General features: G+C 69.1%; 26 protein-coding genes. 10 read left to right on the forward strand and 16 right to left on the reverse strand.

The annotated features are described in order from the left end of the window. Window positions 1–13: 13 nt before the first annotated feature. A complete protein-coding gene (locus ABNQ38_RS23410) occupies window positions 14–1216 on the forward strand; it encodes a murein transglycosylase A (RefSeq protein ID WP_377808276.1) in 1203 nt (400 codons plus the stop codon). Between the two features lie 78 nt (window positions 1217–1294). On the opposite strand, the gene hslU is transcribed toward ABNQ38_RS23410, so the two are convergent. The 3 genes from hslU to ABNQ38_RS23425 form a co-directional block, all read right to left on the reverse strand. Beyond that, on the reverse strand, window positions 1295–2638 hold the full coding sequence (gene hslU, locus ABNQ38_RS23415) for an ATP-dependent protease ATPase subunit HslU (RefSeq protein ID WP_377808277.1): 1344 nt from the start codon (window positions 2636–2638) through the stop codon (window positions 1295–1297). A 5-nt stretch (window positions 2639–2643) separates the two neighbouring features. Further along, on the reverse strand, window positions 2644–3207 hold the full coding sequence (hslV, locus tag ABNQ38_RS23420) for an ATP-dependent protease subunit HslV (protein ID WP_098740902.1): 564 nt from the start codon (window positions 3205–3207) through the stop codon (window positions 2644–2646). Window positions 3208–3310: 103 nt separating this feature from the next. Next, window positions 3311–4834 (reverse strand): serine protease, encoded by a 1524-nt coding sequence (locus tag ABNQ38_RS23425; protein WP_377808278.1) that lies wholly within the window; start codon window positions 4832–4834, stop codon window positions 3311–3313. 135 nt (window positions 4835–4969) lie between these two features. Here ABNQ38_RS23425 and hisB point away from each other — a divergent pair, with 135 nt between their 5' ends. The 7 genes from hisB to ABNQ38_RS23460 all read left to right on the forward strand — a co-directional run bounded on the left by hisB (window position 4970) and on the right by ABNQ38_RS23460 (window position 9237). Continuing rightward, window positions 4970–5593, forward strand: coding sequence for an imidazoleglycerol-phosphate dehydratase HisB (hisB, locus tag ABNQ38_RS23430; RefSeq protein WP_044550958.1), 624 nt, complete (start codon window positions 4970–4972; stop codon window positions 5591–5593). Between the two features lie 61 nt (window positions 5594–5654). Then, window positions 5655–6299 (forward strand): imidazole glycerol phosphate synthase subunit HisH, encoded by a 645-nt coding sequence (hisH, locus tag ABNQ38_RS23435; protein WP_377808279.1) that lies wholly within the window; start codon window positions 5655–5657, stop codon window positions 6297–6299. 4 nt (window positions 6300–6303) lie between these two features. Then, a complete protein-coding gene (locus ABNQ38_RS23440) occupies window positions 6304–6843 on the forward strand; it encodes a GNAT family N-acetyltransferase (protein WP_377808280.1) in 540 nt (179 codons plus the stop codon). A 63-nt stretch (window positions 6844–6906) separates the two neighbouring features. After that, window positions 6907–7653 carry a 1-(5-phosphoribosyl)-5-[(5-phosphoribosylamino)methylideneamino]imidazole-4-carboxamide isomerase gene (gene hisA / locus ABNQ38_RS23445; protein WP_109052244.1) on the forward strand — a complete coding sequence of 249 codons (747 nt, stop codon included), beginning with the start codon at window positions 6907–6909 and terminating at the stop codon, window positions 7651–7653. After that, window positions 7653–8438 (forward strand): imidazole glycerol phosphate synthase subunit HisF, encoded by a 786-nt coding sequence (hisF, locus tag ABNQ38_RS23450; RefSeq protein WP_109096043.1) that lies wholly within the window; start codon window positions 7653–7655, stop codon window positions 8436–8438. Before hisA ends, hisF begins: the two co-directional genes overlap by 1 nt. Continuing rightward, entirely contained in the window at window positions 8431–8838 is a 408-nt protein-coding gene (locus tag ABNQ38_RS23455; protein ID WP_377808281.1) for a phosphoribosyl-ATP diphosphatase, read from the forward strand. The genes hisF and ABNQ38_RS23455 overlap by 8 nt, the downstream gene beginning before the upstream one ends. 30 nt (window positions 8839–8868) lie before the next feature. Continuing rightward, complete coding sequence (locus ABNQ38_RS23460; RefSeq protein ID WP_377808282.1) at window positions 8869–9237, forward strand: histidine triad nucleotide-binding protein; 369 nt, start codon at window positions 8869–8871, stop codon at window positions 9235–9237. Window positions 9238–9258: 21 nt separating this feature from the next. Here the strand turns inward: ABNQ38_RS23460 and ABNQ38_RS23465 are convergent, their stop codons facing one another. The 13 genes from ABNQ38_RS23465 to ABNQ38_RS23525 all read right to left on the reverse strand — a co-directional run bounded on the left by ABNQ38_RS23465 (window position 9259) and on the right by ABNQ38_RS23525 (window position 19228). After that, window positions 9259–9657: a helix-turn-helix transcriptional regulator gene (locus ABNQ38_RS23465; RefSeq protein ID WP_109052241.1), complete on the reverse strand. Its 399-nt coding sequence runs from the start codon at window positions 9655–9657 to the stop codon at window positions 9259–9261. 24 nt (window positions 9658–9681) lie between these two features. Further along, complete coding sequence (locus ABNQ38_RS23470; protein WP_377808283.1) at window positions 9682–10257, reverse strand: Smr/MutS family protein; 576 nt, start codon at window positions 10255–10257, stop codon at window positions 9682–9684. Between the two features lie 151 nt (window positions 10258–10408). After that, entirely contained in the window at window positions 10409–11245 is an 837-nt protein-coding gene (locus ABNQ38_RS23475; protein ID WP_377808285.1) for a shikimate 5-dehydrogenase, read from the reverse strand. 51 nt (window positions 11246–11296) lie between these two features. Beyond that, window positions 11297–12733, reverse strand: coding sequence for a c-type cytochrome biogenesis protein CcmI (ccmI, locus tag ABNQ38_RS23480; RefSeq protein WP_377808286.1), 1437 nt, complete (start codon window positions 12731–12733; stop codon window positions 11297–11299). Further along, a complete protein-coding gene (locus tag ABNQ38_RS23485; protein WP_377808287.1) occupies window positions 12733–13215 on the reverse strand; it encodes a cytochrome c-type biogenesis protein in 483 nt (160 codons plus the stop codon). Before ABNQ38_RS23485 ends, ccmI begins: the two co-directional genes overlap by 1 nt. After that, on the reverse strand, window positions 13215–13784 hold the full coding sequence (locus ABNQ38_RS23490) for a DsbE family thiol:disulfide interchange protein (RefSeq protein ID WP_377808288.1): 570 nt from the start codon (window positions 13782–13784) through the stop codon (window positions 13215–13217). The genes ABNQ38_RS23485 and ABNQ38_RS23490 overlap by 1 nt, the downstream gene beginning before the upstream one ends. A 13-nt stretch (window positions 13785–13797) precedes the next feature. Continuing rightward, window positions 13798–15804 (reverse strand): heme lyase CcmF/NrfE family subunit, encoded by a 2007-nt coding sequence (locus ABNQ38_RS23495; protein ID WP_377808289.1) that lies wholly within the window; start codon window positions 15802–15804, stop codon window positions 13798–13800. A 7-nt stretch (window positions 15805–15811) separates the two neighbouring features. Continuing rightward, window positions 15812–16276, reverse strand: coding sequence for a cytochrome c maturation protein CcmE (ccmE, locus tag ABNQ38_RS23500; RefSeq protein ID WP_098740916.1), 465 nt, complete (start codon window positions 16274–16276; stop codon window positions 15812–15814). Continuing rightward, a complete protein-coding gene (ccmD, locus tag ABNQ38_RS23505; protein ID WP_377808290.1) occupies window positions 16273–16518 on the reverse strand; it encodes a heme exporter protein CcmD in 246 nt (81 codons plus the stop codon). The genes ccmE and ccmD overlap by 4 nt, the downstream gene beginning before the upstream one ends. 5 nt (window positions 16519–16523) lie before the next feature. Continuing rightward, window positions 16524–17282, reverse strand: coding sequence for a heme ABC transporter permease (locus ABNQ38_RS23510; protein WP_098740918.1), 759 nt, complete (start codon window positions 17280–17282; stop codon window positions 16524–16526). A 235-nt stretch (window positions 17283–17517) separates the two neighbouring features. After that, window positions 17518–17988 carry an EVE domain-containing protein gene (locus tag ABNQ38_RS23515; protein WP_377808292.1) on the reverse strand — a complete coding sequence of 157 codons (471 nt, stop codon included), beginning with the start codon at window positions 17986–17988 and terminating at the stop codon, window positions 17518–17520. Beyond that, window positions 17985–18419 carry a VOC family protein gene (locus ABNQ38_RS23520; protein ID WP_377808293.1) on the reverse strand — a complete coding sequence of 145 codons (435 nt, stop codon included), beginning with the start codon at window positions 18417–18419 and terminating at the stop codon, window positions 17985–17987. The genes ABNQ38_RS23515 and ABNQ38_RS23520 overlap by 4 nt, the downstream gene beginning before the upstream one ends. A 116-nt stretch (window positions 18420–18535) precedes the next feature. Continuing rightward, window positions 18536–19228, reverse strand: a complete 693-nt coding sequence (locus tag ABNQ38_RS23525; RefSeq protein ID WP_377808294.1) for a helix-turn-helix transcriptional regulator — start codon at window positions 19226–19228, stop codon at window positions 18536–18538. Window positions 19229–19351: 123 nt separating this feature from the next. Between ABNQ38_RS23525 and ABNQ38_RS23530 the strand changes: the two genes are divergently transcribed. Together ABNQ38_RS23530 and ABNQ38_RS23535 are read left to right on the forward strand one after the other, a co-directional pair. Then, window positions 19352–19702: a hypothetical protein gene (locus tag ABNQ38_RS23530; protein ID WP_377808295.1), complete on the forward strand. Its 351-nt coding sequence runs from the start codon at window positions 19352–19354 to the stop codon at window positions 19700–19702. A 13-nt stretch (window positions 19703–19715) separates the two neighbouring features. After that, window positions 19716–20249, forward strand: coding sequence for a PIN domain-containing protein (locus ABNQ38_RS23535; RefSeq protein ID WP_377808296.1), 534 nt, complete (start codon window positions 19716–19718; stop codon window positions 20247–20249). The last annotated feature ends 55 nt before the right edge of the window (window positions 20250–20304 follow it).

Consider the following 20304-nt stretch of genomic DNA (forward strand, 5'->3'; position numbering starts at 1 on the left):
ACGACCGCCAGCAATGACACATCGTTACCGTACCGGTTTCAGCGCCATCGCCCTCTTCGGGGCGGTGGCGTTGCTGTTTTCGGCCTGCGCTCCCAAGGAGGAGGTCAAGCCGCCGCCCGACGCCCTGACCCTGGCGCCGCTGTCCTTCGCCGATCTGCCGGGCTGGCGCAGCGATCCGGTGGCGCAGGCGGTGCCGGCGCTCGCCCGGTCCTGCGCCCGCTTCAAAAGCCTGCCGGCCGACCGGATCGTCGGGCCGAACGGGGTGGCCGGGACCATCGCCGACTGGCAGGGTCCGTGCGCCCGTCTGGCGGATCTGCCGCCCGGCGACGATGCCGCCGCCCGCGCCTTCTTCGAGCAGACGTTCACCCCCTACGCCGCCGGCAACAACGGCAGCCGCGAGGGCCTGTTCACCGGCTATTACGAAGCCGAACTGGAGGGCAGCCTGCGCCCGGATCCGGCCTATCCGGTGCCGCTCTACCGCCGGCCGCCCGATCTGGTGATGGTCGATCTCGGCGACTTCTCCGACCGCTGGAGGGGGGAGCGCACCGCCGGCCGCGTGGTCGACGGCAAGCTGAAGCCCTACGAGGACCGCGCCGCCATCGTTGCCGGATCGCTGAAGGGCAAGGGGCTGGAACTGGTGTGGGTGAAGGACCCGATTGGCGCCTTCTTCCTGCAAATCCAGGGTTCGGGCCGAATCCGGATGGCTGATGGAAGCGAGACGCGCATCGGCTACGCCGCCCAGAACGGCCACAAATACGTCGCCATCGGCAAGGAGCTGATCGACCGCGGCACGCTCAAGCGCGAGGAGGTCTCGCTCCAGACCATCCGCGACTGGCTGCTGGCGCATCCCGATCAGGCGGCGGCGGTGATGAACGTTAACCCGTCCTACGTCTTCTTCCAGACGCTCACCGGCGACGGCCCGAACGGCGCCCAGGGCGTGGCGCTGACGCCCGGCCGCAGTCTGGCGGTCGACTCCAAGTTCATGCCCTATGGCGTTCCGGTGTGGCTGGATGCCGAGGACCCGGTCGATGCCGGACAGCGTCTGCAACGGCTGCTGGTGGCCCAGGACACCGGCGGAGCGATCCGCGGACCGGTGCGCGGCGACGTCTTCTGGGGCCATGGTCCGGAGGCGGAGCACAGGGCCGGACTGATGAAGAGCCGTGGGAGCTATGTGCTGCTGCTGCCGAAAAGCGTGAAGGTGGCGGCAGGAGGATAAGTGGGCGGGCAGGGGTGATCGCCGGGCAATGTTTCACGTGAAGCAAAAGGGGCGCCCGCTCGGGCGCCCCTCACGCTTTTACAGGATGAACTTCGACAGGTCCGCGTTCTTCGCCAGCCCGCCTACCCGCTCGCGCACCAGGGCGGCGTCGATGGTGACCGTTTCGCCGGCCCGGTCGCTGGCGGCGAAGCTGATCTCTTCCAGCAGCCGCTCCAGCACCGTGTGCAGGCGGCGCGCGCCGATATTCTCGACGGAGCCGTTGATCTCCGCCGCCAGCCGGGCCAACTCGTCGATGCTGTCGTCGGTGAAGACCAGATCGACCTCCTCCGTCTTCATCAGCGCCTTGTACTGGCGGATCAGGCTGGCTTCCGGCTCGGTCAGGATGCGCTTGAAGTCGTCCTGGCTCAGCGCCTTCAGCTCGACGCGGATCGGCAGGCGGCCTTGCAGCTCCGGCAGCAGGTCCGACGGCTTGGCGACATGGAAGGCGCCGGACGCGATGAACAGGACATGGTCGGTCTTCACCGGGCCATGCTTGGTCGACACCGTGGTGCCTTCGATCAGCGGCAGCAGGTCGCGCTGGACGCCTTCGCGGCTGACGTCGGCGCCGCGGGCGTCGGAGCGGGCGGAGATCTTGTCGATCTCGTCGAGGAAGACGATGCCGTTCTGTTCGACCGCGCGGATCGCCTCCGCCACCACCTTTTCCTGGTCCAGCAGCTTGTCCGACTCCTCGGCCATCAGCACGGTGTGGCTCTCGGCCACCGACATGCGGCGGGTCTTGGTGCGGCCGCCCATCATCTTGCCGAACATGTCGTTCAGATTCAGCATGCCCATCTGAGAGCCCGGCATGCCGGGGATGTCGAAGGTCGGCATGCCGGCCGGGGCACCGGTGTCGGCAACCTGGATTTCGATCTCCTTGTCGTTCAGCGTGCCCTCGCGCAGCATCTTGCGGAACTTGGCGCGCGTCTCGGCACTGGCGCTGTCGCCGCACAGCGCGTCGAGCACGCGCTCCTCCGCCCGCAGTTCGGCCTTGGCGGCGACTTCCTTGCGCAGCCGCTCGCGGGTCAGGCCGATGGCAGCCTCCACCAGATCGCGGACGATCTGCTCGACGTCGCGGCCGACATAGCCGACCTCGGTGAACTTGGTCGCTTCGACCTTGAGGAAGGGAGCCTGGGCCAGCCGGGCGAGGCGGCGGGCGATCTCGGTCTTGCCGACACCGGTCGGGCCGATCATCAGGATGTTCTTCGGCAACACCTCTTCCCGCAAACCCTCGGGCAGCTGCTGCCGGCGCCAGCGGTTGCGCAGCGCGATGGCGACCGCGCGCTTGGCCTCGTTCTGGCCGACGATGTAGCGGTCGAGTTCGGAGACGATCTCGCGCGGGCTGAAGGCGGCGGTGTCGGCGGAGACGGATGCGGTCTGGCTCATGGCGCTCACAGCTTTTCCAGGGTGACGTTTTCGTTGGTGTAGACGCAGATGCCGGCGGCGATCTTCATCGCTTTGCGCGCCACGGCTTCCGCATCCATCCCGTCGATGTCGATCAGCGCACGCGCCGCCGACAGGGCGTAGGAGCCGCCGGAGCCGATGCCGATCAGCCCGTCCTCCGGCTCCAGCACGTCGCCGTTGCCGGTCAGCACGAGGCTGACGCTCTTGTCGGCCACCGCCATCATCGCTTCCAGGCGGCGCAGATAGCGGTCGGTGCGCCAGTCCTTGGCCATCTCGACGCAGGCGCGGGTCAGCTGGCCGGGATACTGCTCCAGCTTGCCTTCCAGCCGTTCGAACAGGGTCATCGCGTCGGCGGTGGCGCCGGCGAAGCCCGCCATCACCGTGCCGCCGGCCAGCCAGCGGACCTTGCGCGCGTTGGCCTTCATCACCGTGGGGCCGACCGAGACCTGCCCGTCGCCGGCGATCACCACCTGACCGTTCTTGCGCACCGACAGGATCGTCGTGCCGTGCCACTGGATGGGATCGTGAGGATTGGACGCTGGATAGGTCATGCGGGAACCACGCTGAAGAATGGGGAACGGCCCCGCCGCCCAGGATCCGGGGCGCCGTCGCAGGCGCATGGACCTTGCAAGTCGTGGCGGCAGGGCATCCGGTCTATGTGGGAGGGGCGATGTCGCCGTCAAGCATGTCGGCCTTTGGCTCGTCTTCATCCCACAGGGACTCTACCGCGGCGTTTCGGCGCGTTTTACCCGGCTTGGGCGGAGCGGCGAGCGGCGGGGGACCGGCCGGATCCGCCCCCAGCCGGTCGAGCAGCGGACCGAGCGCCAGGAACTCCACCAGACCGGCCGGAGTGGCGGCCGGAGTGGCGATGGAGCGGCCGGCGGAGGGCGCGATGCCGACCAGCGCACCGCTGCCGTCCAGCAGCGGGTCGCCGGCTTCGGTTACTGCGGTGAGCAGGGCGGCCGAGCCCAGATCCGCCTGGATCAGCGTGGCGCCATCCCCGTCCTCGGCGGGCAGCCCGCCGACGATGCCGGCGACCTCGCGTCCCCGTCCGCCGGGGATCGCCCGCACCGGCTCGCTGACATGCAGGACCGCGGTGCGCACGGGCAGGGCGGGCAGCCGGGCCGGCACCCGCACCAGAGCGAAGCCGCTGACCGGGTCGCGCCCGACCACCCAGCCGGTCAGCTCCACCCCGCGGGCGGGCCGGACGGTGACGGTGGGGTCGGATCCGGGCAGCGGGGCCAGCAGCACCGCCTGCACCTCGCCCGCCGCGTCGGTCTCGCCGATCACCAGCCCATGCGACGCACCGACCGGCACTCTCGCCGCCGCGGGCCGGCCGGATCCGGCCCCGGTCCGCAGCAGCAGGCGGCCTGGACGATACGCCGCGGACCCCGCAGCCGGGGCAGGTGGCGCGGCGGTTGGCGTCAGCGGAGTGGGGCCGGATCCGGCCGGCGCCGCCACGGGAAACATCGCCGGCGGAGCCGCCGACGGAGACTGAGACTGGGGCAGGACACCACCCGACAGCAGGGCGCGGAAGCCGCTGTCGGCGGCGAGCGCCTCGACCGCCGCGGCGAAGGCTTCCTCGACCAGCAGGGTGTCGCCTTGCGGCACGCCGCTCTCCTGCGCGATGGCGCCGGTGGTGACCACACGGTGCACCAGCCCGCCGCCGCGCGCGTCGTAGACCGTCCATTCCACCTTGACGCTGCCGGTGCCCGAACTGCCCTTGCTGCTGCCGGTCAGCCAGTTGGTGCGGTGGCACAGCTCCAGCTGCACGTCGCGCAAATCGCCCTGCACGGTGAAGCGGGCGCGGCTGCGGTTGCCGTCGGGGTTGTCGGGACCGCCGGGCCGGCCGACCACGTCGAAACCGGCGGTGGTCATCGCCTCGGCGAAGCGCTCGTCGAAGGTGGAGCCGCGCCGCATGTTGACGCCGCTGGTCCAATAGACGTCGTCATAGGGCGGGGCGCAGTCGATACCCCAGACATAGCGGCCGATCTGCATCCCGCGCCGCATCGACCCGATGGTCAGCTCGCCGAAGCGGAACGGCGCCGTGGTCCCGGCGGCCACCGGCGGCGCCGTCCTGCCGACCGGCGGCGGCGGGGACAGGCTGGCGCATCCGGCCGGCAGCAGGCCGAGAAGCACGGTCAGGACTGCGGCGAAAAAGCGCGGATGGTCGGTCATAAGCGGATATGCACGCAGGAAGTGTAAACAACTCTATCCTGCACACGTCCGTAGGACAATCGTCGGAATGGACAGGCCGCGCATCAATCGTGCCGGATGCTGGCGCGCAGGGATGCTTCCTGCTACAAAACCGCCATGGACCAGACCCCCATCAATGGCGGCCGCCGCGCCTCGATCGAGCGGAACACCACGGAGACCCGGATCCGGGTCGCGCTGAACCTTGACGGCACCGGCGTCTACGACGTCAAGACGGGGGTCGGCTTCCTCGACCATATGCTGGAACAGCTGTCGCGCCACAGCCTGATGGACCTGACGGTGCTGGCCGACGGCGACCTGCACATCGACTATCATCACACCACCGAGGACACCGGCATCGCCATCGGCATGGCGGTGGCGAAGGCGCTGGGCGACCGCAAGGGCATCCAGCGCTACGGCCATTCCTATGTCCCGATGGACGAGACGCTGACGCGGGTGGCGCTGGACTTCTCCAACCGGCCCTACCTGATCTGGAAGGTGAATTTCACCCGCGACAAGATCGGCGATTTCGACACCGAACTGTTCCGCGAGTGGTTCCAGGCCTTCGCCATGGCCGCCGGCGTGACCCTGCACGTCGAGAACCTGTATGGCGAGAACAACCACCACATCGTGGAAAGCTGCTACAAGGCGCTTGCCCGCGCGCTGCGCGCCGGGGTGGAGATCGACCCGCGCAAGCGCGATGCGGTGCCCTCCACCAAGGGCACGCTCGGCGGATCGCTCTGACGGCGGGGACCGCGGTCCAGCCATCCCCCTCCGCCGTCCTATCGGAAGGTTTGTCACGTTCATGGAAACGGTCGCGCTGATCGATTACGGCTCCGGCAACCTGCGCTCCGCCGCCAAGGCGATCGAGCGCGCGGCTGGCGAAGCCGAAGCGTCCTACACTGTCCTCGTCACCTCCGACGCCGATGCGGTCCGCCAGGCCGACCGCGTGGTGCTGCCCGGCGTCGGCGCCTTCGCCGACTGCAAGCGCGGCCTGTCGGAAGTGCCGGGCATGCTGGAGGCGTTGGAAGAGGTGGTGCACCGCCGCGGCCGGCCCTTCCTCGGCATCTGCGTCGGCATGCAGCTGATGGCGGAGCGCGGCCGCGAATATGGCGTGACCGAGGGGCTGGGCTGGATCCCGGGCGAGGTGGTGAAGCTGGAGCCGTCCGATCCGGCCCTGAAGATCCCGCACATGGGCTGGAACGAGCTGAACATCCGCCACCCGCACCCGGTGCTGGCCGGCCTGCCCGAGGGCAGCCACGCCTACTTCGTCCATTCCTACCAGTTCAAGCTCGCCGATCCCGACACGCTGATCGCGTCCGCGGACTATGGCGGGCCCTTCGCCGCGGTGGTCGGGCGCGACAATCTGGTCGGCACCCAGTTCCATCCGGAGAAGAGCCAGGCGACCGGCCTGGCGCTGATCGCCAATTTCCTGCGCTGGAAGGTCTGACGAGATGGCCGAGATCGCCATCGACAAGGTCGATGCGCTGAAGACCGCCGACCTGCACGACCTGTGCGACGCGGCCGACGACGCCATCCGCGCCGGCGGCGGCTTCGGCTGGGTCGAGCCGCCGCCGCGCGATGTGATGGAACGCTATTGGAAGGGCGTTCTGGTGGTGCCGGAACGGGTGATGTTCGTCGCCCGCCTGGACGGGGTGGTGGCCGGATCCGCCCAGCTGGTCAAGCCGCCGCGCAACAACGAGGCGCAGGCCCACGCCGCCCAGCTGACCACCAGCTTCGTCGCCCCCTGGGCGCGCGGCCACGGCCTTGCCCGCCGCCTGACCGTGGCGGTGCTGGAGGAGGCGCGCGCCGTCGGCTTCAAGGTGCTGAACCTCGACGTCCGCGTGACGCAGGATGCGGCCATCGCGCTCTATGAATCGCTCGGCTTCAAGCGCTGGGGCACCCATCCCTTCTACGCGCTGGTGCAGGGCAAGCCGCTCGCCGGACATTACTACTGCAAGGATCTGGAGCCTGCCGAACCGCCGCCGGCCTGATGATCGCCTGCCTGACACCGCCCGCCCGACAACCGCCAGCCACGCCATAGGAAGACGCCCGCGATGATCATCTACCCCGCCATCGACCTCAAGGACGGTGCCTGCGTCCGCCTGCTGCGCGGCGAGATGAGCCAGGCCACGGTCTTCAACACCGATCCCGGCGAACAGGCCCGCCTGTTCCAGAGCCAGGGCTTCGAATGGCTGCATCTGGTCGATCTCAACGGCGCCTTCGAAGGCAAGCCGGTGAACGGCGCGGCGGTCGAGAGCATCCTGAAGTCGGTCACCATCCCGGTGCAGCTCGGCGGCGGCATCCGCGACCTGAACACCATCGGCATGTGGCTGGAGAAGGGCATCAGCCGCGTCATCCTGGGCACGGTGGCGCTGCGCGATCCGGAGCTGGTGAAGGCGGCCTGCCGCGAGTTCCCAGGCAAGATCGCCGTCGGCATCGACGCGCGCGAAGGCTATGTCGCGGTGGCCGGCTGGGCCGAGACCTCCGACATCAAGGCGCTGGATCTGGCGTTGAAGTTCGAGGATTGCGGCGTCGCCGCCATCATCTACACCGACATCAACCGCGACGGCGCCATGGGCGGTGTCAACGTCGAATCCACCTCCGACCTCGCCTTCCACCTGACCACGCCGGTCATCGCGTCCGGCGGTGTCTCGTCCATCGAGGATTTGAAGGCGCTGAAGGTCGAGGAGGACACCGGGATCGAGGGCGTGATCTGCGGCCGGGCGCTGTACGATGGCCGGATCGATCCCAAGGAGGCACTGGCCCTGCTGTCCGCCCCCGCCGTCGAGGACGCCGACTGATGCTGAAGATGCGTGTCATCCCCTGCCTGGACGTCAAGGACGGCCGGGTGGTGAAGGGGGTCAATTTCGTCGATCTGGTCGATGCCGGCGACCCGGTGGAGCAGGCCCGCGTTTATGACCGCGAGGGGGCCGACGAGCTGACCTTCCTCGACATCACCGCCAGCCACGAGAACCGCGACACCATCTTCGACGTGGTGCGGCGAACGGCGGAGCAGGTCTTCATGCCGCTGACCGTCGGCGGTGGCGTGCGCACGGTGGACGACATCCGCAAGCTGCTGCTGGCCGGCGCCGACAAGGTGTCGATCAACACCGCGGCGATCCACCGTCCGGAATTCGTGCGCGAAGGCGCCGAGAAGTTCGGCGCCCAGTGCATCGTCGTCGCCATCGACGCCAAGAAGGTCGGGCCGGCCAAGTGGGAGGTCTTCACCCATGGCGGCCGCAACGCCACCGGCATCGACGCGGTGGAGTGGGCCAAGCGGATGGAATCGCTGGGGGCGGGCGAAATCCTGCTGACCTCGATGGACCGTGACGGCACCAAGAGCGGCTTCGACCTGGAACTGACGCGCACGGTGGCGGACAGCATCCGCGTCCCGGTGATCGCGTCGGGCGGCGTCGGCACGCTCGACCATCTGGTGGAGGGCATCCGCGAGGGGCACGCCACCGCGGTGCTCGCCGCCTCGATCTTCCATTTCGGCACCTACACCATCGGTCAGGCCAAGGCCGCGCTCGCCACCGCCGGCATCCCGGTGCGCCCGGCCAAGGCGCTGGAGACGACGAATGGGTGACAAGAAGGCCACCGAGAAAGCTGCGGAAAAAGCCGCCGAGAAGGCTGCCGAGAAGCTCCAGGCCCTGCCGTCGGCCACCCCGTCGGCGGAGGTGCTCGACCGCCTGTTCGTCACCGTGCAGGCCCGCAAGGGCGCGGATCCGGAAAGCTCCTACACCGCGAAGCTCTACAGCCGCGGCACCGCCAAGATCGCCCAGAAGGTGGGCGAGGAGGCGGTGGAGGCGATCCTGGAGGCCGTGCGCGGCGACAAGGCGGCGCTGGCCGCGGAATCCGCCGACCTGCTCTATCACCTGCTGGTGCTGTGGGCCGACACCGGGCTGGACCCGGCGGAGGTCTGGAGCAAGCTCGCTCAGCGCGAGGGCACCAGCGGCATCGATGAGAAGAAGTCCCGCAAGACTTGAGCGGGATTCCCCAGCAAGAGGACGCATGCGATGGCCAAGAGCTATGACGCCAACAACGTGTTCGCCCGCATCCTGCGTGGCGAAATCCCGTGCAAGAAGATCCATGAAACCGAACATGCGCTGGCATTCCACGACATCGAGCCGCAGACGCCGACCCATGTGCTGGTGATCCCGAAGGGCGCCTACATCGACATGGACGACTTCACCGCCAAGGCGTCGGAGGCGGAGATCGCCGGCCTGTTCCGCGCGGTGGGCGAGGTTGCCCGCATGGTCGGCGCCGACGGCCCCGGCTACCGCATCCTGTCCAACTGCGGCGAGGCCGCGCATCAGGAAGTGCCCCACCTGCACATCCACCTGTTCGCCGGCCGCGACCTCGGGCGGATGATCGGCAAGGCCTGAGCCGCCCGGCGCCGGTAGCCTCTACCGCCGGCGCATCCCCACCCGGCGCCGTGCCCCCTTCTTCGGCGGCACGGCATCGAGGATCGCCAGGATCGCCGCGATCCCGTCCTCGTCCAGATCGCCGATCCGTTCCGACAGAAGGTTGGCGAGTTCCGTCGCCCGCGCGCTCAGGCCCGAGGTGTCCACCGTCACCCGCGGGTGGGACAGATCCGCCAGCCGTTCCAGCTCCTCCGCCTCGTCCCAGATGATGCCGAAATAGGCGCAGATCTGCCGCACCAGCTGGGGGGAGGGCTGGCCGCGCTTGCCATGCTCCAGCGCCGACAGATAGGCGGACGAGATGGACAGGTCGGTCGCCATCTGCTTCAGCGTCACGCCCCTGGCGTCGCGCAGCGACCGGACCCGTTCGCCGAACGGGGTCATGTGGAGTCCCTGACTGTTTGGGACCTAGTCCTTACGGTCGCGCCGCCGTTTGATCAAGACATACAGTGCGCCGTCGCCGCCATGCTTGGGCTGGGCCGGCTGGATCGCCAGCACCATCGGCCGCAGGCCCGGATCCGCCAGCCAGCGGGGGGTCGCCTGCCGCAGCACGCCCAGGCTGCCGAAACTGCCCTTGCCGGTGATGACCAGCACGCAGCGCCGCCCCTCGTTCCAGGCGCGGTGGACGAAGCCGGCGAGCGCGTGGTGGGCCTGCGCCTGGGTCATGCCGTGCAGGTCGATGCGGCCGTCGATCTCCAGCTCGCCACGGCGGAAGCGGTCGCCGGTGCGGCGGTCGATGTTGGCGGTCGAACCGGGCGTCAGCGGCGGATGGGCCGCCTGCGACGGCCGGGCCGGGCCGGGGAATTGCTTTGCGGTCGGCGGCGGGGCGAGGCTGGTCGCCACCGGCTCCTCCACCAATTCCGCCATGGTCGCCAGCGGTTCCGGCTCCACCTCTATCGCGCGGCCCGGCATCGGTTCGGCGTCGCGCATGGCGATCCGCCACAGGCGCCGCTCGTCGGGCGTGGGCAGTCGTCTGCGGGTCATCGGCGCGGAACCTTCTGCGGCAAAGAAAAGGGCGGTGCCAACGGATAAAGCCCGTCGGCCCGCCCCTGTCAATGTGTGTTGCCGCGCCGCAAAGAAAAAGGGCGCAGGCGAAAAGGCCGCCCATGAGGCGGCACTTTGCCGAAGCCTGCGCTCAGCCCTGCGACCAGGCGGCGGCGGCCGCGATCTGCTCGTCGGTCGGACGCACGCCGGTGTAGAGCACGAACTGTTCGAGTGCCTGGAGGGCGATCACTTCGGCGCCGGTGATCACCGGCTTGCCGGCCTCCCGTGCGGCGCGGATCAGCGGGGTTTCGGCCGGCATGGCGACGACGTCGAACACCTGCGCCGCCGATGCGATCAGTGCCGGCTCGAAGGCGAGGGTGTCGGCCTCCGGCCCGCCGGCCATGCCGAGCGGCGTCACGTTGACCAGCAGCGATCCCTCGGCGATGCCCGTGCTGTCAGGCTGCCAGGGCAGGCTGTACTCGTCGGCGAGCCGGCGGCCGGTCGCCTCGTTGCGGGCGATCAGCATGCCGTTGGTGAAGCCGGAATCGCGCAACGCACACACGACCGCACGGGCCATGCCGCCGCTGCCGCGCAGCGCGAAGGGCAGGGCGGGCGAGACGTCGTGACGGTCGAGCAGCGTGCGGACCGCGAGATAGTCTGTGTTGTAGCCGCGCAGCCGGCTGCTGCCATCCTCGGCGGTGTCGTTGACGATGGTGTTGACCGACTGCAAGCCATCGGCCGACGGGTCCAACTCGTCGAGGAAGGGGATGCAGGCTTCCTTGAAGGGCATCGACACGCCGCAGCCGCGGATGTTCAGCGCCCGTATGCCGGTGATGGCCCCCGGCAGATCCGTGGTGGTGAACGCCTTGTAGACGTAATTCAACGAGAGGGCTTCGTAGAGGTGATTATGGAAGCGCGTGCCGATGTTGCTCGGGCGGCCCGAGAGCGAAATGCACAGCCGCGTGTCTCTGTCGATCTTGTGGGGCAACCAAGCCTCTCCTTGCCGCAGTCCGGTTCTGGACGTTGTCCGCCCGGCGGGTCAGCCGCCGGCTTTCAACGCGTCCAAACGTCCTTTCAGCAGAGTGTATTCCGGATCGCTCGGCTTGAACTGGGCGATCAGCTTACCCCAATGGGCGGCGGCTTCGTCCTTGTGGCCCGACATCATGGCGTCGAGGCCGAGCAGCCACAGCGCGTCCTTGTTGTCCGGCTCCGCCTTCAGCGCCAGCCGCAGGGCGGAGGTCGCCTCTTCCGGCAGGGGCTTCGGCGTCTCGTTGCGCGGCTGGGTCTGCAAGACGGCGTTGGCGTAGGCGACCTGCACGTCGGCGCGGTCCGGCGCCCGTTCGCGCGCCTTGCGGGCGGCCTCCAGCGCCTTGGCGGTGTCGCCCAGCACGCCGTAGGAGCGGGCGAGCTTCAGCCAGCCGTCGACGTCCGACGGATCGGCCTCCAACCGGGTGGCGAGGTTGGCGACCATGCCGCGGATCATCTCGTCCTGGCCCGCCCCATTCCCTTGGGCGCTGGCCGCACCATTGCCCTGTGCATTCGGCGCCGCCTGCTGCCCGCCCTGCTGGCCTTGCGCCGTCTGCTGTTCCTTCTGCTCCGGCGGCAGAGGCTGCGGCGTGACCTTGGCGGGGTCGAGGTTCAGCGCCACCGCGGCCTCGCGGATCTGGTCGCGCACCACCGGCACCCACGGCGCATCGGCGGGGGATTCCGCCATCAGCGCGCTCCAGCGGTCCAGCGCCCCCTGCTGGTCGCCGGCCTGGAAGCGGGCAAGCGCGGCGAAGAAGCGGGCGCGCGGGTCCTTCGGTTCCTTCGCCAGCACGGCGTCGAAGGCGGCCACCGCCTCCTCCGGCACCATGCCGTCGTTGGCGGACACCAGCGTCTCGGCGAACAGCCCCTGCACCTCGACATCGTCCCTGTTCAGGGCGACGGCATGGCGCAGCGCATCGGCGGCATCGCCGTTGCGGCCCATCTTGGCATAGGCCTGCCCCAGGATCAGCCAGCCCTGAACGTCGCTGGGATTCTCGGCCAGCTGGGCCTTCAGCTTGTCCATCGCGGCCAGAACGCTCTTCGGCGGACCGCCGCGCTCCTGCTCGATGTTGCGCGAGGCCAACGGCTGGGCCGGCAGATCCGGGCGGCCGACCGATCCATAGACGGCAAGCGCGCCGACCGGCAGCACCAGCGCCAGCAGCACGGCCAGAATGCGGGCGCTGCGCGGGGTGACACCGCCGCCGGTCGCGGCGCTCTTCTCGGCGGTCGCCAGCATGCGTCGGGCGATCTCCGCCCTGGCCGCCTCGGCCTGGGCGTCGTTGATCAGGCCGCGCGCGCGGTCGCGCTCCAGCTCGTCCAGCTGGTCGCGATAGACCTCGCGGTCGAACTCCTCCCGGTCGGGGCCGGATCCGGCCGTGCGCAGAAGCGGCGGCACGATCAGCAGCAGCACGGCCGCGGTCAGGACGGCGGCGAAAATCCAGAACAGCATCAGTCGTCTTTCCGCAGCAGGGCGTCCAGCCGCCGCCGCTCATCCGCGCTCAGGGGCGCGGTGTCGGCGCCGGCGGCAACGCCGCGCCGCCCGCGCAGGAACAGGAAGGTGCCGGCCGCACCCAGCAGCAGCACGGCGAAGGGGCCGATCCACAGCACCAGCGTGGTCGCCTTGAAGGGCGGCCGCAGCAGCACATAGTCGCCGTAGCGGTCGGTGACGTACTCCATCACCTTGTCGTCGCTGTCGCCGGCCTTCAGCCGGTCGCGCACCAGAAGGCGCAGGTCGCGGGCCAGCGGCGCGTTGCTGTCGTCGATGGACTGGTTCTGGCAGACGAGGCAGCGCAGCTCCTGGCTGATGGTGCGGGCGCGGTTTTCCAGCGCCGGATCCGGCAGCACCTCGTCGGGTTGGACCGCCAGGGCAGGGCGGGCGGCAGGCGAGAGCGTCGACAGCGCCAGCAGGGCGGCGAGGAGGATGCGCTTCATCAGCCCTGCCTCAGATGCTTGACCATCGGGAGGATCTGCTCCTCCACCACCTGCGGGGTCAGCGGGCCGACATGCTTGAAGCGGATGCGGCCCTTGCGGTCGATCAGGTAGCTCTCCGGCACGCCATAGACGCCCCAGTCGATCGATACCCGGCCATCCTGGTCGGCGCCGATGGCGGCATAGGGGTTGCCGTTGCGCGACAGCCAGGTCAGCGCGTCCTCCGGCTTGTCCTTGTAGTTGATGCCGTAGACCGTCACCCCCTGCTCGCGCGACAGGCGGGTGATGACGGGATGCTCCGCCTTGCAGGGGATGCACCAGGAGGCGAAGACGTTCACCAGCGTCACGTCGCCGGCCAGCCTGGCGGAGGACAGGCCGCCGGCCCCTGGCTGCCCCTGGACCGGCTGGCCCTGCACCATCTGGCCCGGAATGGCGGGCAGCTCGAAGGTCGGGGCCGGCTTGTCGATCAGGGCCGACGGGATGTCGCGCGGGTCGCGCTCGAACCCCAGGAAGAAGGCGACGCCCACCCCGATGAACAGCAGGAAGGGCAGCAGGTACAGAAGGCGGCGCATCGTGTCTTTGTCCTCATTCGGCCGGCAGCGGAGCTGACTTGCCGCCAGTTTTCCCGGCCGTGCGGCGGCGTTCCGGCGCGCCGATGCGGAAGCGGCGGTCGGTCAGGCTCACCAGCCCGCCCAGCATCATCCCGACGCCGCCGATCCAGATCCACGGCACCAGCGGGTGGTGGTAGATGCGGACGATCCAGGCGGTGCCGTTCTGCGTCGGGTCGCCCAGCGCCACATACAGGTCGGAGAAGACCGTGGTGTGGATGGCCGATTCCGTGGTGGTCATGCGGGTGGTGCTGTAGCTGCGGCGTTCCGGCTCCAGCGTGGCGACGCGCTGGCCGTCCTTCGTCACCGTGAAGACGCCGCGCTCCGCCTTGAAGTTCGGGCCGTCGACCAGCCCGACGCTGTCGAACTGGAACTCGTAGCCGGCGACGCTGGCCCGGTCGCCCGGCTTCATCGCCGTGATCGATTCCGTCTGCCACGCCGAGGTGCCGGTCATGCCGAGGATCGACAGGCCGACGCAGGCATGGGCGATGGTCATGCCCCAGGCGCTGCGCGGCAGGTGCACGGCGCGGTTCCAGCTGTTGCGGAACGGGGTGCGGAACAGGGCGATGCGGTCGGCAAACTCCACCAGCGAGCCGACGAAGGCCCAGGCGGCAAGGCCGATGCCGACCAGCGCCAGCAGCGGACCGCTGCCCGCCTTGACATAGGCGGTGACGGCGACGGCGGCCACCACGGCGAGGCCGGCCACCCACAACCGGGTCAGGGCCGACCCCAGATCCGCCCGCTTCCAGGACAGATAGGGGCCGACGACCATGGCGGCCACCATCGGGATGGCGACCGGCAGGAAGGTGGCGTTGAAGAAGGGGGCGCCGACCGACACCTTGCCCAGCTTCAGGATGTCGAGGAACAGCGGATAGAGCGTGCCGATGAACACCGTCGCCGTCGCGGTCGACAGCAGCAGGTTGTTCAGCACCAGCGCCCCTTCGCGGCTGATCGGCGCGAACAGCCCGCCCGCCTTCAGCGTCGGCGCCCGCAGGCTGTAGAGCAGCAGCGAGCCGCCGGTGGCGATCGCCAGCAGCACCAGGATGAAGATGCCGCGCTTGGGATCGACGGCGAAGGCATGGACCGAGGTCAGGATGCCGGAGCGCACCAGGAAGGTGCCCATCAGCGACAGCGAGAAGGTGACGATGGCGAGCAGGATGGTCCAGCTCTTCAGCGCGTCGCGCTTCTCCACCACGATGGCGGAGTGCAGCAGGGCGGTGCCGGCCAGCCAGGGCATGAAGGAGGCGTTCTCCACCGGGTCCCAGTACCACCAGCCGCCCCAGCCCAGCTCGTAATAGGCCCACCAGGAGCCCATGGCGATGCCCATGGTCAGGGTCGACCACGCCGCCAGCGTCCAGGGCCGTACCCAGCGCGCCCAGGCCGGATCGACCCGCCCCTCGATCAAGGCGGCGACGGCAAAGGAGAAGGCCATCGAGAAGCCGACATAGCCGGCATAGAGGAAGGGCGGGTGGAAGGCGAGGCCGGGGTCCTGCAACAGCGGGTTCAGGTCATTGCCGTCGATGGGCGCCGGAATCACGCGGATGAAGGGGTTGGAGGTGATCAGGATGAACAGCAGGAAGCCGACCCCGATCAGCCCCTGGACCGCCAGCACGCGGGCCTTCAGCGTTGGCGGCAGGTTGCGCCCGAACACGGCGACGGCGGCGCCGAAGATCGTCAGCATGACGATCCACAGCATCATCGAGCCCTCGTGGTTGCCCCAGACGCCCGACACCTTGTAGAGCATCGGCTTGGCCGAGTGGCTGTTCTGCACCACGTTCAGCACGCTGAAATCGGACACCACATGCGCCCAGGTCAGCGCCGCGTAGGCCAGCAGCACCAGCAGCATCTGGGCGATTGCCGCGGGCACCGCGACGTTCATCCAGGCGCCGTTGCGGGTGGCGGCGCCGACCAGCGGCGGCACCGACTGCACCAGCGCCACGAACAGCGCCAGCACCAGCGCGTAATGGCCGAGTTCGGGGATCACGGGTCCGCTACTCCTTCTTCGCCGTCTTCGTCGCGGACTCCGCCGGGTTCTTGTAGACGCCGGCCTGCTTCAACGCCTCCGACACCTCGGGCGGCATGTAGTTCTCGTCATGCTTGGCCAGCACCTCGCGCGCGACGAAGACGCCGCCGGTCATCCGGCCCTCCGCCACCACCCCCTGGCCCTCGCGGAACAGGTCGGGCAGCTGGCCGCGGTAGCGGACGTCCACCGTGTGGGCGGTGTCGGTGACGCGGAAGGCGGTGGTGACGCCGTCCGGCTGCTTCTGGACGCTGCCTTCCTCGACCAGTCCGCCCAGGCGGAAATTGCGGTCGCCGACCTGCTGCGTCTGCAGCTGGCTCGGGCTGTAGAAGAAGACGATGTTGTCCTGGAAGGCGGTCAGCGCCAGGGCGGTCGCCGAACCCAGCCCGAGAAGGGCGAGGCCCAGCATGTAGAGGCGGCGTTTCTTGCGGGTCATCCTTCGCTCGCTTCCGCCGGCGTTCCGGCGCTCTGTTCGGCCGCTTTACGGCCAGTGCTGTTGGAGCCGTTGCGGGTGCGGCGGCGGGTGGGCCGCGCGCTTTCCAGCGCCTTCAGCGTCGCCTCGGCGTTGCGCAGCCCCTTCCAGGTGGCGACCAGCAGCCCCAGCAGGACGATGGTGGCGATGCCGTAGGCCGGCCAGACATAGGCGGCATACCCGCCCATATGGAGAAATTCGGTCATCGTCCTTACCCCCGCATCCCGTCCGTCACGGTACCGTCACCGGCAACCCCACTTGCCACCGAGAGGCGCAGCGTCTGGATCTTGCGCTGGGCGATCTCGGTGCGCACGCGCAGCAGGACGACCGACAGGAAATAGGCGGTGAAGGCGCCGGCCATTACCAGCAGCGGCGTCAGCATGCTGGGGTCGATGCTGGGGCCGCCCATGCGCACGACGCTGGCCGGCTGGTGCAGCGTGTTCCACCAGTCGACCGAGAACTTGATGATCGGCACATTGACGATGCCGACCAGCAGCAGGACGTTGCCCGCCTTCATGCCGCGCTGCGGATCGTCGAAGGCATTCACCAGGGCCATGTAGCCGAGATAGAGGAAGAACAGGATCAGCACGCTGGTCAGCCGGGCGTCCCACACCCACCAGGTCCCCCACATCGGCGCGCCCCACAGCGACCCGGTCACCAGGCAGACGAAGGTGAAGCCGGCGCCGATGGGGGCGGCGGCCTTGGCGAACAGGTCGGCCAGCGGGTGCTTCCACACCAGGCCGCACGCCGCGGCGATGGCCATGTTGGTGTAGACGAACAGGCTCATCCAGGCGGCGGGAACATGGATGTACATGATCCGCACCGTCTCGCCCTGCTGATAGTCGGGCGGCGAGCTGAACAGGCTGAACCACAGACCGAGGATCGTCAGGATCACGGTCGCCCCGGCGCACCACGGCAACAGCAGGGCCGACAGGCGCAGGAAGCGGGCGGGGTTGGCGAAGCGATGCATGGAACGATGGCCCCGGTACGGGATGACCTTGGTCAGGCTTGCGGACGATATAAGCGCATGTATGGCGGACTGCGAGGGGTTTCGCCTTGATCTCGGTCAGGCCAATCCGCCATTCGTTCGTACTCTGACACCAAGGTATCAGGCGCCCCGGACCTCCGGCGGCGCCCCTGTTCCCTGGTGTGGGACGCCGGAGGCGGGGCATTTCATCCCCCGCGCGCCGGTGATCTTTCCCCGATCAGGCCGCCATCGCCTTCTGCGCCGCCACCCGCATCGCCTCCGTGATCAGGTCGAAGTCGCGCAGGCTGACCGGCAGCAGGCCGAAGCGGAAGGGATAGCCCCAGTTCCGCACCCCGGCGGTCAACTCCAGCCGGTCCAGCAGCGGCTGGATCGGCGTCTCCTCCGCCGGCCACCAGGACACGTCGCGGCGGAAGGGAATGAAGCCGCCGCCCATGTCGAACCGGTAGGGCTCGCCCGGCAGGATCGTGCCGATGGCGGTGAAGGACTTCAGCCCGTCCGCCGCCCCGAACCTGTCGGTGGGGGAATAATACACCACCCGGTCGCCCGGCCGAATCCGCCGCAGCGGGGCCGCCTTGCCGTGGCAGACCTGCATGAAGCCGCCGGCCCGTCCGCGCCGGACATGCTCGGCGCAGGCCACGGCGATCCAGGCTGCGACCGGGGCGCCGGTGCTCGTGCCGTCGCCGCTCATGACCGCACCTGTTCCGTCTGAGCTTCCTCCCGGTTGGGTGCGAACACGCGCAGGCGATGGCCGTCCGGGTCCTGTGCAACGAAGGTATGACCGAAATCCATCGCGGTCGGCGGTTGCAGGATGGTCAGGCCGCGGCCGCTCCAGTTGGCGTGCAGGTCGCGCACCGCGGCCTCGTCGGCGACGGTGAAGGCGATCTCGCCGCCGCCGGGCGCGGTCGCCGCCGGCTCCACCGTGTGGCGCGACCACAGGCCCAGCATCAGCCCGTTCCCCGCCTTGAACATGGCGAAGGTGGGCGAGGCCTCCACCGGCGGCCGACCCAGCAGGTCGGCATAGAAGGCGGCGCTGGCGGCCGGACTGTCGACATAAAGCAGGACGAAATCGAGGGCGAGGGCGGCGGCAGAGTTGGCGGCAGCGGTCTGGGTCGCGGTCATGGTCGGCTCCGGTCTTGAGCGGTTGGGGTGGGGCGGTTCCGTTCGGCGCCCTCACCGGCAAAGCCAAGACTAGGCGGGTATGCTGACAGTTTCCGTCAGCATGGTGTCAGCCCCAGTCATCCCTTTTGCGGGATCCCCTCCGCCGTGCGCCATTCCTTCAGCATCGCCTGCCGGCGGCGGGGATACCGGGTCTCGCTGGCGGTCAGCGCCAGGATGCGGTCGGTGCGGAAATGGCGGAAGGACTGGCGCAGCTCGCACCACGCCACCATCACCCGCACCCGGTCGAAGAAGCCCAACGCGAAGGGCCAGACGGTGCGCCGGCTTTCCGACCCGTCGCGGTCGCGATAGGCGATCTCCAGCTTGCGCTCCCCGCGGATCGCGCCGCGGATGGTCGCCAGTTCGGCGTCTCCCGCAGGAATGGGCTCCCCCGGCCCGACCAGCAGGGTGGAGCCGTCCAGCCCCTCGCGCTTGTCGGGCGGCAGCACCGCCGCGATCTTGGCGAGCGCGTTGCGCGCCGCCCCGCCCAGCCGGCTGTCGCCGCGCTCCACCACCCAGCGCGACCCCAGCACCAGCGCCTCGACCTCTTCCTCGGTGAACATCAGCGGCGGCAGCAGGAAGCCGGCGCGCAGCAGATAGCCGACCCCCGGCTCGCCCTCGATCATCGCGCCCTGCGCCTGGAGCGTGGCGATGTCGCGGTAGAGCGTGCGCAGGCTGACCCCCAGCTCGCCGGCAAGCGACTTGCCGCTGACCGGCTGGCGATGCCGCCGCAGAACCTGCATCAGATCGAGAAGACGTTCGGCGCGGGACATCGGCGGGGAAGGGTAGGGTTTGGAGAGGCCTGCATAGCATGACGCCCGGTTGCCGCGAATGCCGCTTGTCGGTCCATTGCAGTTGGATCATATCTGGAGAAACCCCAGTTTCTGGAGAAAGCCATGCCTGCCCGCACCATCTCGGCCTATGCGGACGAAGAAACCGCGCGGGTCGTGGAACAGATCGCCGAACTGGAAGACCGTTCTCCCGCCCAGATCGCCGCAGCAGCGCTGCGCTTTTACGCCCGGCTGCCCTCCGAAGCACGGGCGGCCTTTCGCCGGATAGAAAAGCTCGGGACGGATGAGGATCTCGACTCCCTGACCCGCGCCATCACGCGGAAGACGCTGGATGCGGACTGGGAGGTGGCGCACCGCCGCTTCATCGGCGGGATGACCGGTGTCCCGGCTCCATCCGCCGACGAGGGCGTGGACGAAAATGACCTGCTGGCGGAAGCCGTGCGTCTGACGCAGTGACGGCATCCGAACGATGCCGCCTGTCCTGAACATCTGCCTGGATTTGAACATCTGGTGCGCCGCTTTCCTGGCCGACCGCAAGGGTGCCAGGACCACGGCCTCACAAACTTTGGTCGGCATGGTTCGGGCAGGGCAGGCTGCCGATCTTCCGCTGCAACTGGTCGTGTCCTGGGGGATGCTGGCCCGGTTGCGCAAGGTCTTCGAAGTGGATTGGGGCGTTCCGCGTCCAACGGTGGACCTGCTGGTCGAATCGATTGCCGGTTACGCCCGGCTGGGTCCGGCCGGAACGGCACCGCATCTCACACTCGGCGGCACGGGCTTGATGCCGATGCGGGATGAGGAGGATGCCCATGTCGTCGACACCGCCGTCGCGGGTGGAGCGCATCTGCTGGTCACCGCCAACTTCGACGATTTTCTCGGTGTGAAAGGTCGGGTTCTGGAGGAGGGGCGGGTGGCGCTGGTCGAGACCGCGAAGGCTCGCCTGATCGTCGCCCATCCGTTCCGGGCCGTCGAATGGCTGCGCTCCGGCCGGGTGCCCGTCCTATAGCGACCAACCACCTCGCAAGAAAAAAGGCGCCCTCCCACAGGAAGGCGCCTTTTTC

This window comes from Azospirillum sp. A29, from assembly GCF_042604625.1.
GTDB classification, from domain to species: Bacteria; Pseudomonadota; Alphaproteobacteria; order Azospirillales; family Azospirillaceae; genus Azospirillum; species Azospirillum palustre.

Bases quoted from the DNA above. Each gene is read 5' to 3' on its own strand.
- ABNQ38_RS23410 (WP_377808276.1), top strand. From the start codon at position 14: ATGACACATCGTTACCGTACCGGTTTCAGCGCCATCGCCCTCTTCGGG.
- hslU (WP_377808277.1), bottom strand. From the start codon at position 2,638: ATGAGCCAGACCGCATCCGTCTCCGCCGACACCGCCGCCTTCAGCCCG.
- hslV (WP_098740902.1), bottom strand. From the start codon at position 3,207: ATGACCTATCCAGCGTCCAATCCTCACGATCCCATCCAGTGGCACGGC.
- ABNQ38_RS23425 (WP_377808278.1), bottom strand. From the start codon at position 4,834: ATGACCGACCATCCGCGCTTTTTCGCCGCAGTCCTGACCGTGCTTCTC.
- hisB (WP_044550958.1), top strand. From the start codon at position 4,970: ATGGACCAGACCCCCATCAATGGCGGCCGCCGCGCCTCGATCGAGCGG.
- hisH (WP_377808279.1), top strand. From the start codon at position 5,655: ATGGAAACGGTCGCGCTGATCGATTACGGCTCCGGCAACCTGCGCTCC.
- ABNQ38_RS23440 (WP_377808280.1), top strand. From the start codon at position 6,304: ATGGCCGAGATCGCCATCGACAAGGTCGATGCGCTGAAGACCGCCGAC.
- hisA (WP_109052244.1), top strand. From the start codon at position 6,907: ATGATCATCTACCCCGCCATCGACCTCAAGGACGGTGCCTGCGTCCGC.
- hisF (WP_109096043.1), top strand. From the start codon at position 7,653: ATGCTGAAGATGCGTGTCATCCCCTGCCTGGACGTCAAGGACGGCCGG.
- ABNQ38_RS23455 (WP_377808281.1), top strand. From the start codon at position 8,431: ATGGGTGACAAGAAGGCCACCGAGAAAGCTGCGGAAAAAGCCGCCGAG.
- ABNQ38_RS23460 (WP_377808282.1), top strand. From the start codon at position 8,869: ATGGCCAAGAGCTATGACGCCAACAACGTGTTCGCCCGCATCCTGCGT.
- ABNQ38_RS23465 (WP_109052241.1), bottom strand. From the start codon at position 9,657: ATGACCCCGTTCGGCGAACGGGTCCGGTCGCTGCGCGACGCCAGGGGC.
- ABNQ38_RS23470 (WP_377808283.1), bottom strand. From the start codon at position 10,257: ATGACCCGCAGACGACTGCCCACGCCCGACGAGCGGCGCCTGTGGCGG.
- ccmI (WP_377808286.1), bottom strand. From the start codon at position 12,733: ATGCTGTTCTGGATTTTCGCCGCCGTCCTGACCGCGGCCGTGCTGCTG.
- ABNQ38_RS23485 (WP_377808287.1), bottom strand. From the start codon at position 13,215: ATGAAGCGCATCCTCCTCGCCGCCCTGCTGGCGCTGTCGACGCTCTCG.
- ABNQ38_RS23490 (WP_377808288.1), bottom strand. From the start codon at position 13,784: ATGCGCCGCCTTCTGTACCTGCTGCCCTTCCTGCTGTTCATCGGGGTG.
- ccmE (WP_098740916.1), bottom strand. From the start codon at position 16,276: ATGACCCGCAAGAAACGCCGCCTCTACATGCTGGGCCTCGCCCTTCTC.
- ccmD (WP_377808290.1), bottom strand. From the start codon at position 16,518: ATGACCGAATTTCTCCATATGGGCGGGTATGCCGCCTATGTCTGGCCG.
- ABNQ38_RS23510 (WP_098740918.1), bottom strand. From the start codon at position 17,282: ATGCATCGCTTCGCCAACCCCGCCCGCTTCCTGCGCCTGTCGGCCCTG.
- ABNQ38_RS23515 (WP_377808292.1), bottom strand. From the start codon at position 17,988: ATGAGCGGCGACGGCACGAGCACCGGCGCCCCGGTCGCAGCCTGGATC.
- ABNQ38_RS23520 (WP_377808293.1), bottom strand. From the start codon at position 18,419: ATGACCGCGACCCAGACCGCTGCCGCCAACTCTGCCGCCGCCCTCGCC.
- ABNQ38_RS23525 (WP_377808294.1), bottom strand. From the start codon at position 19,228: ATGTCCCGCGCCGAACGTCTTCTCGATCTGATGCAGGTTCTGCGGCGG.
- ABNQ38_RS23530 (WP_377808295.1), top strand. From the start codon at position 19,352: ATGCCTGCCCGCACCATCTCGGCCTATGCGGACGAAGAAACCGCGCGG.
- ABNQ38_RS23535 (WP_377808296.1), top strand. From the start codon at position 19,716: ATGCCGCCTGTCCTGAACATCTGCCTGGATTTGAACATCTGGTGCGCC.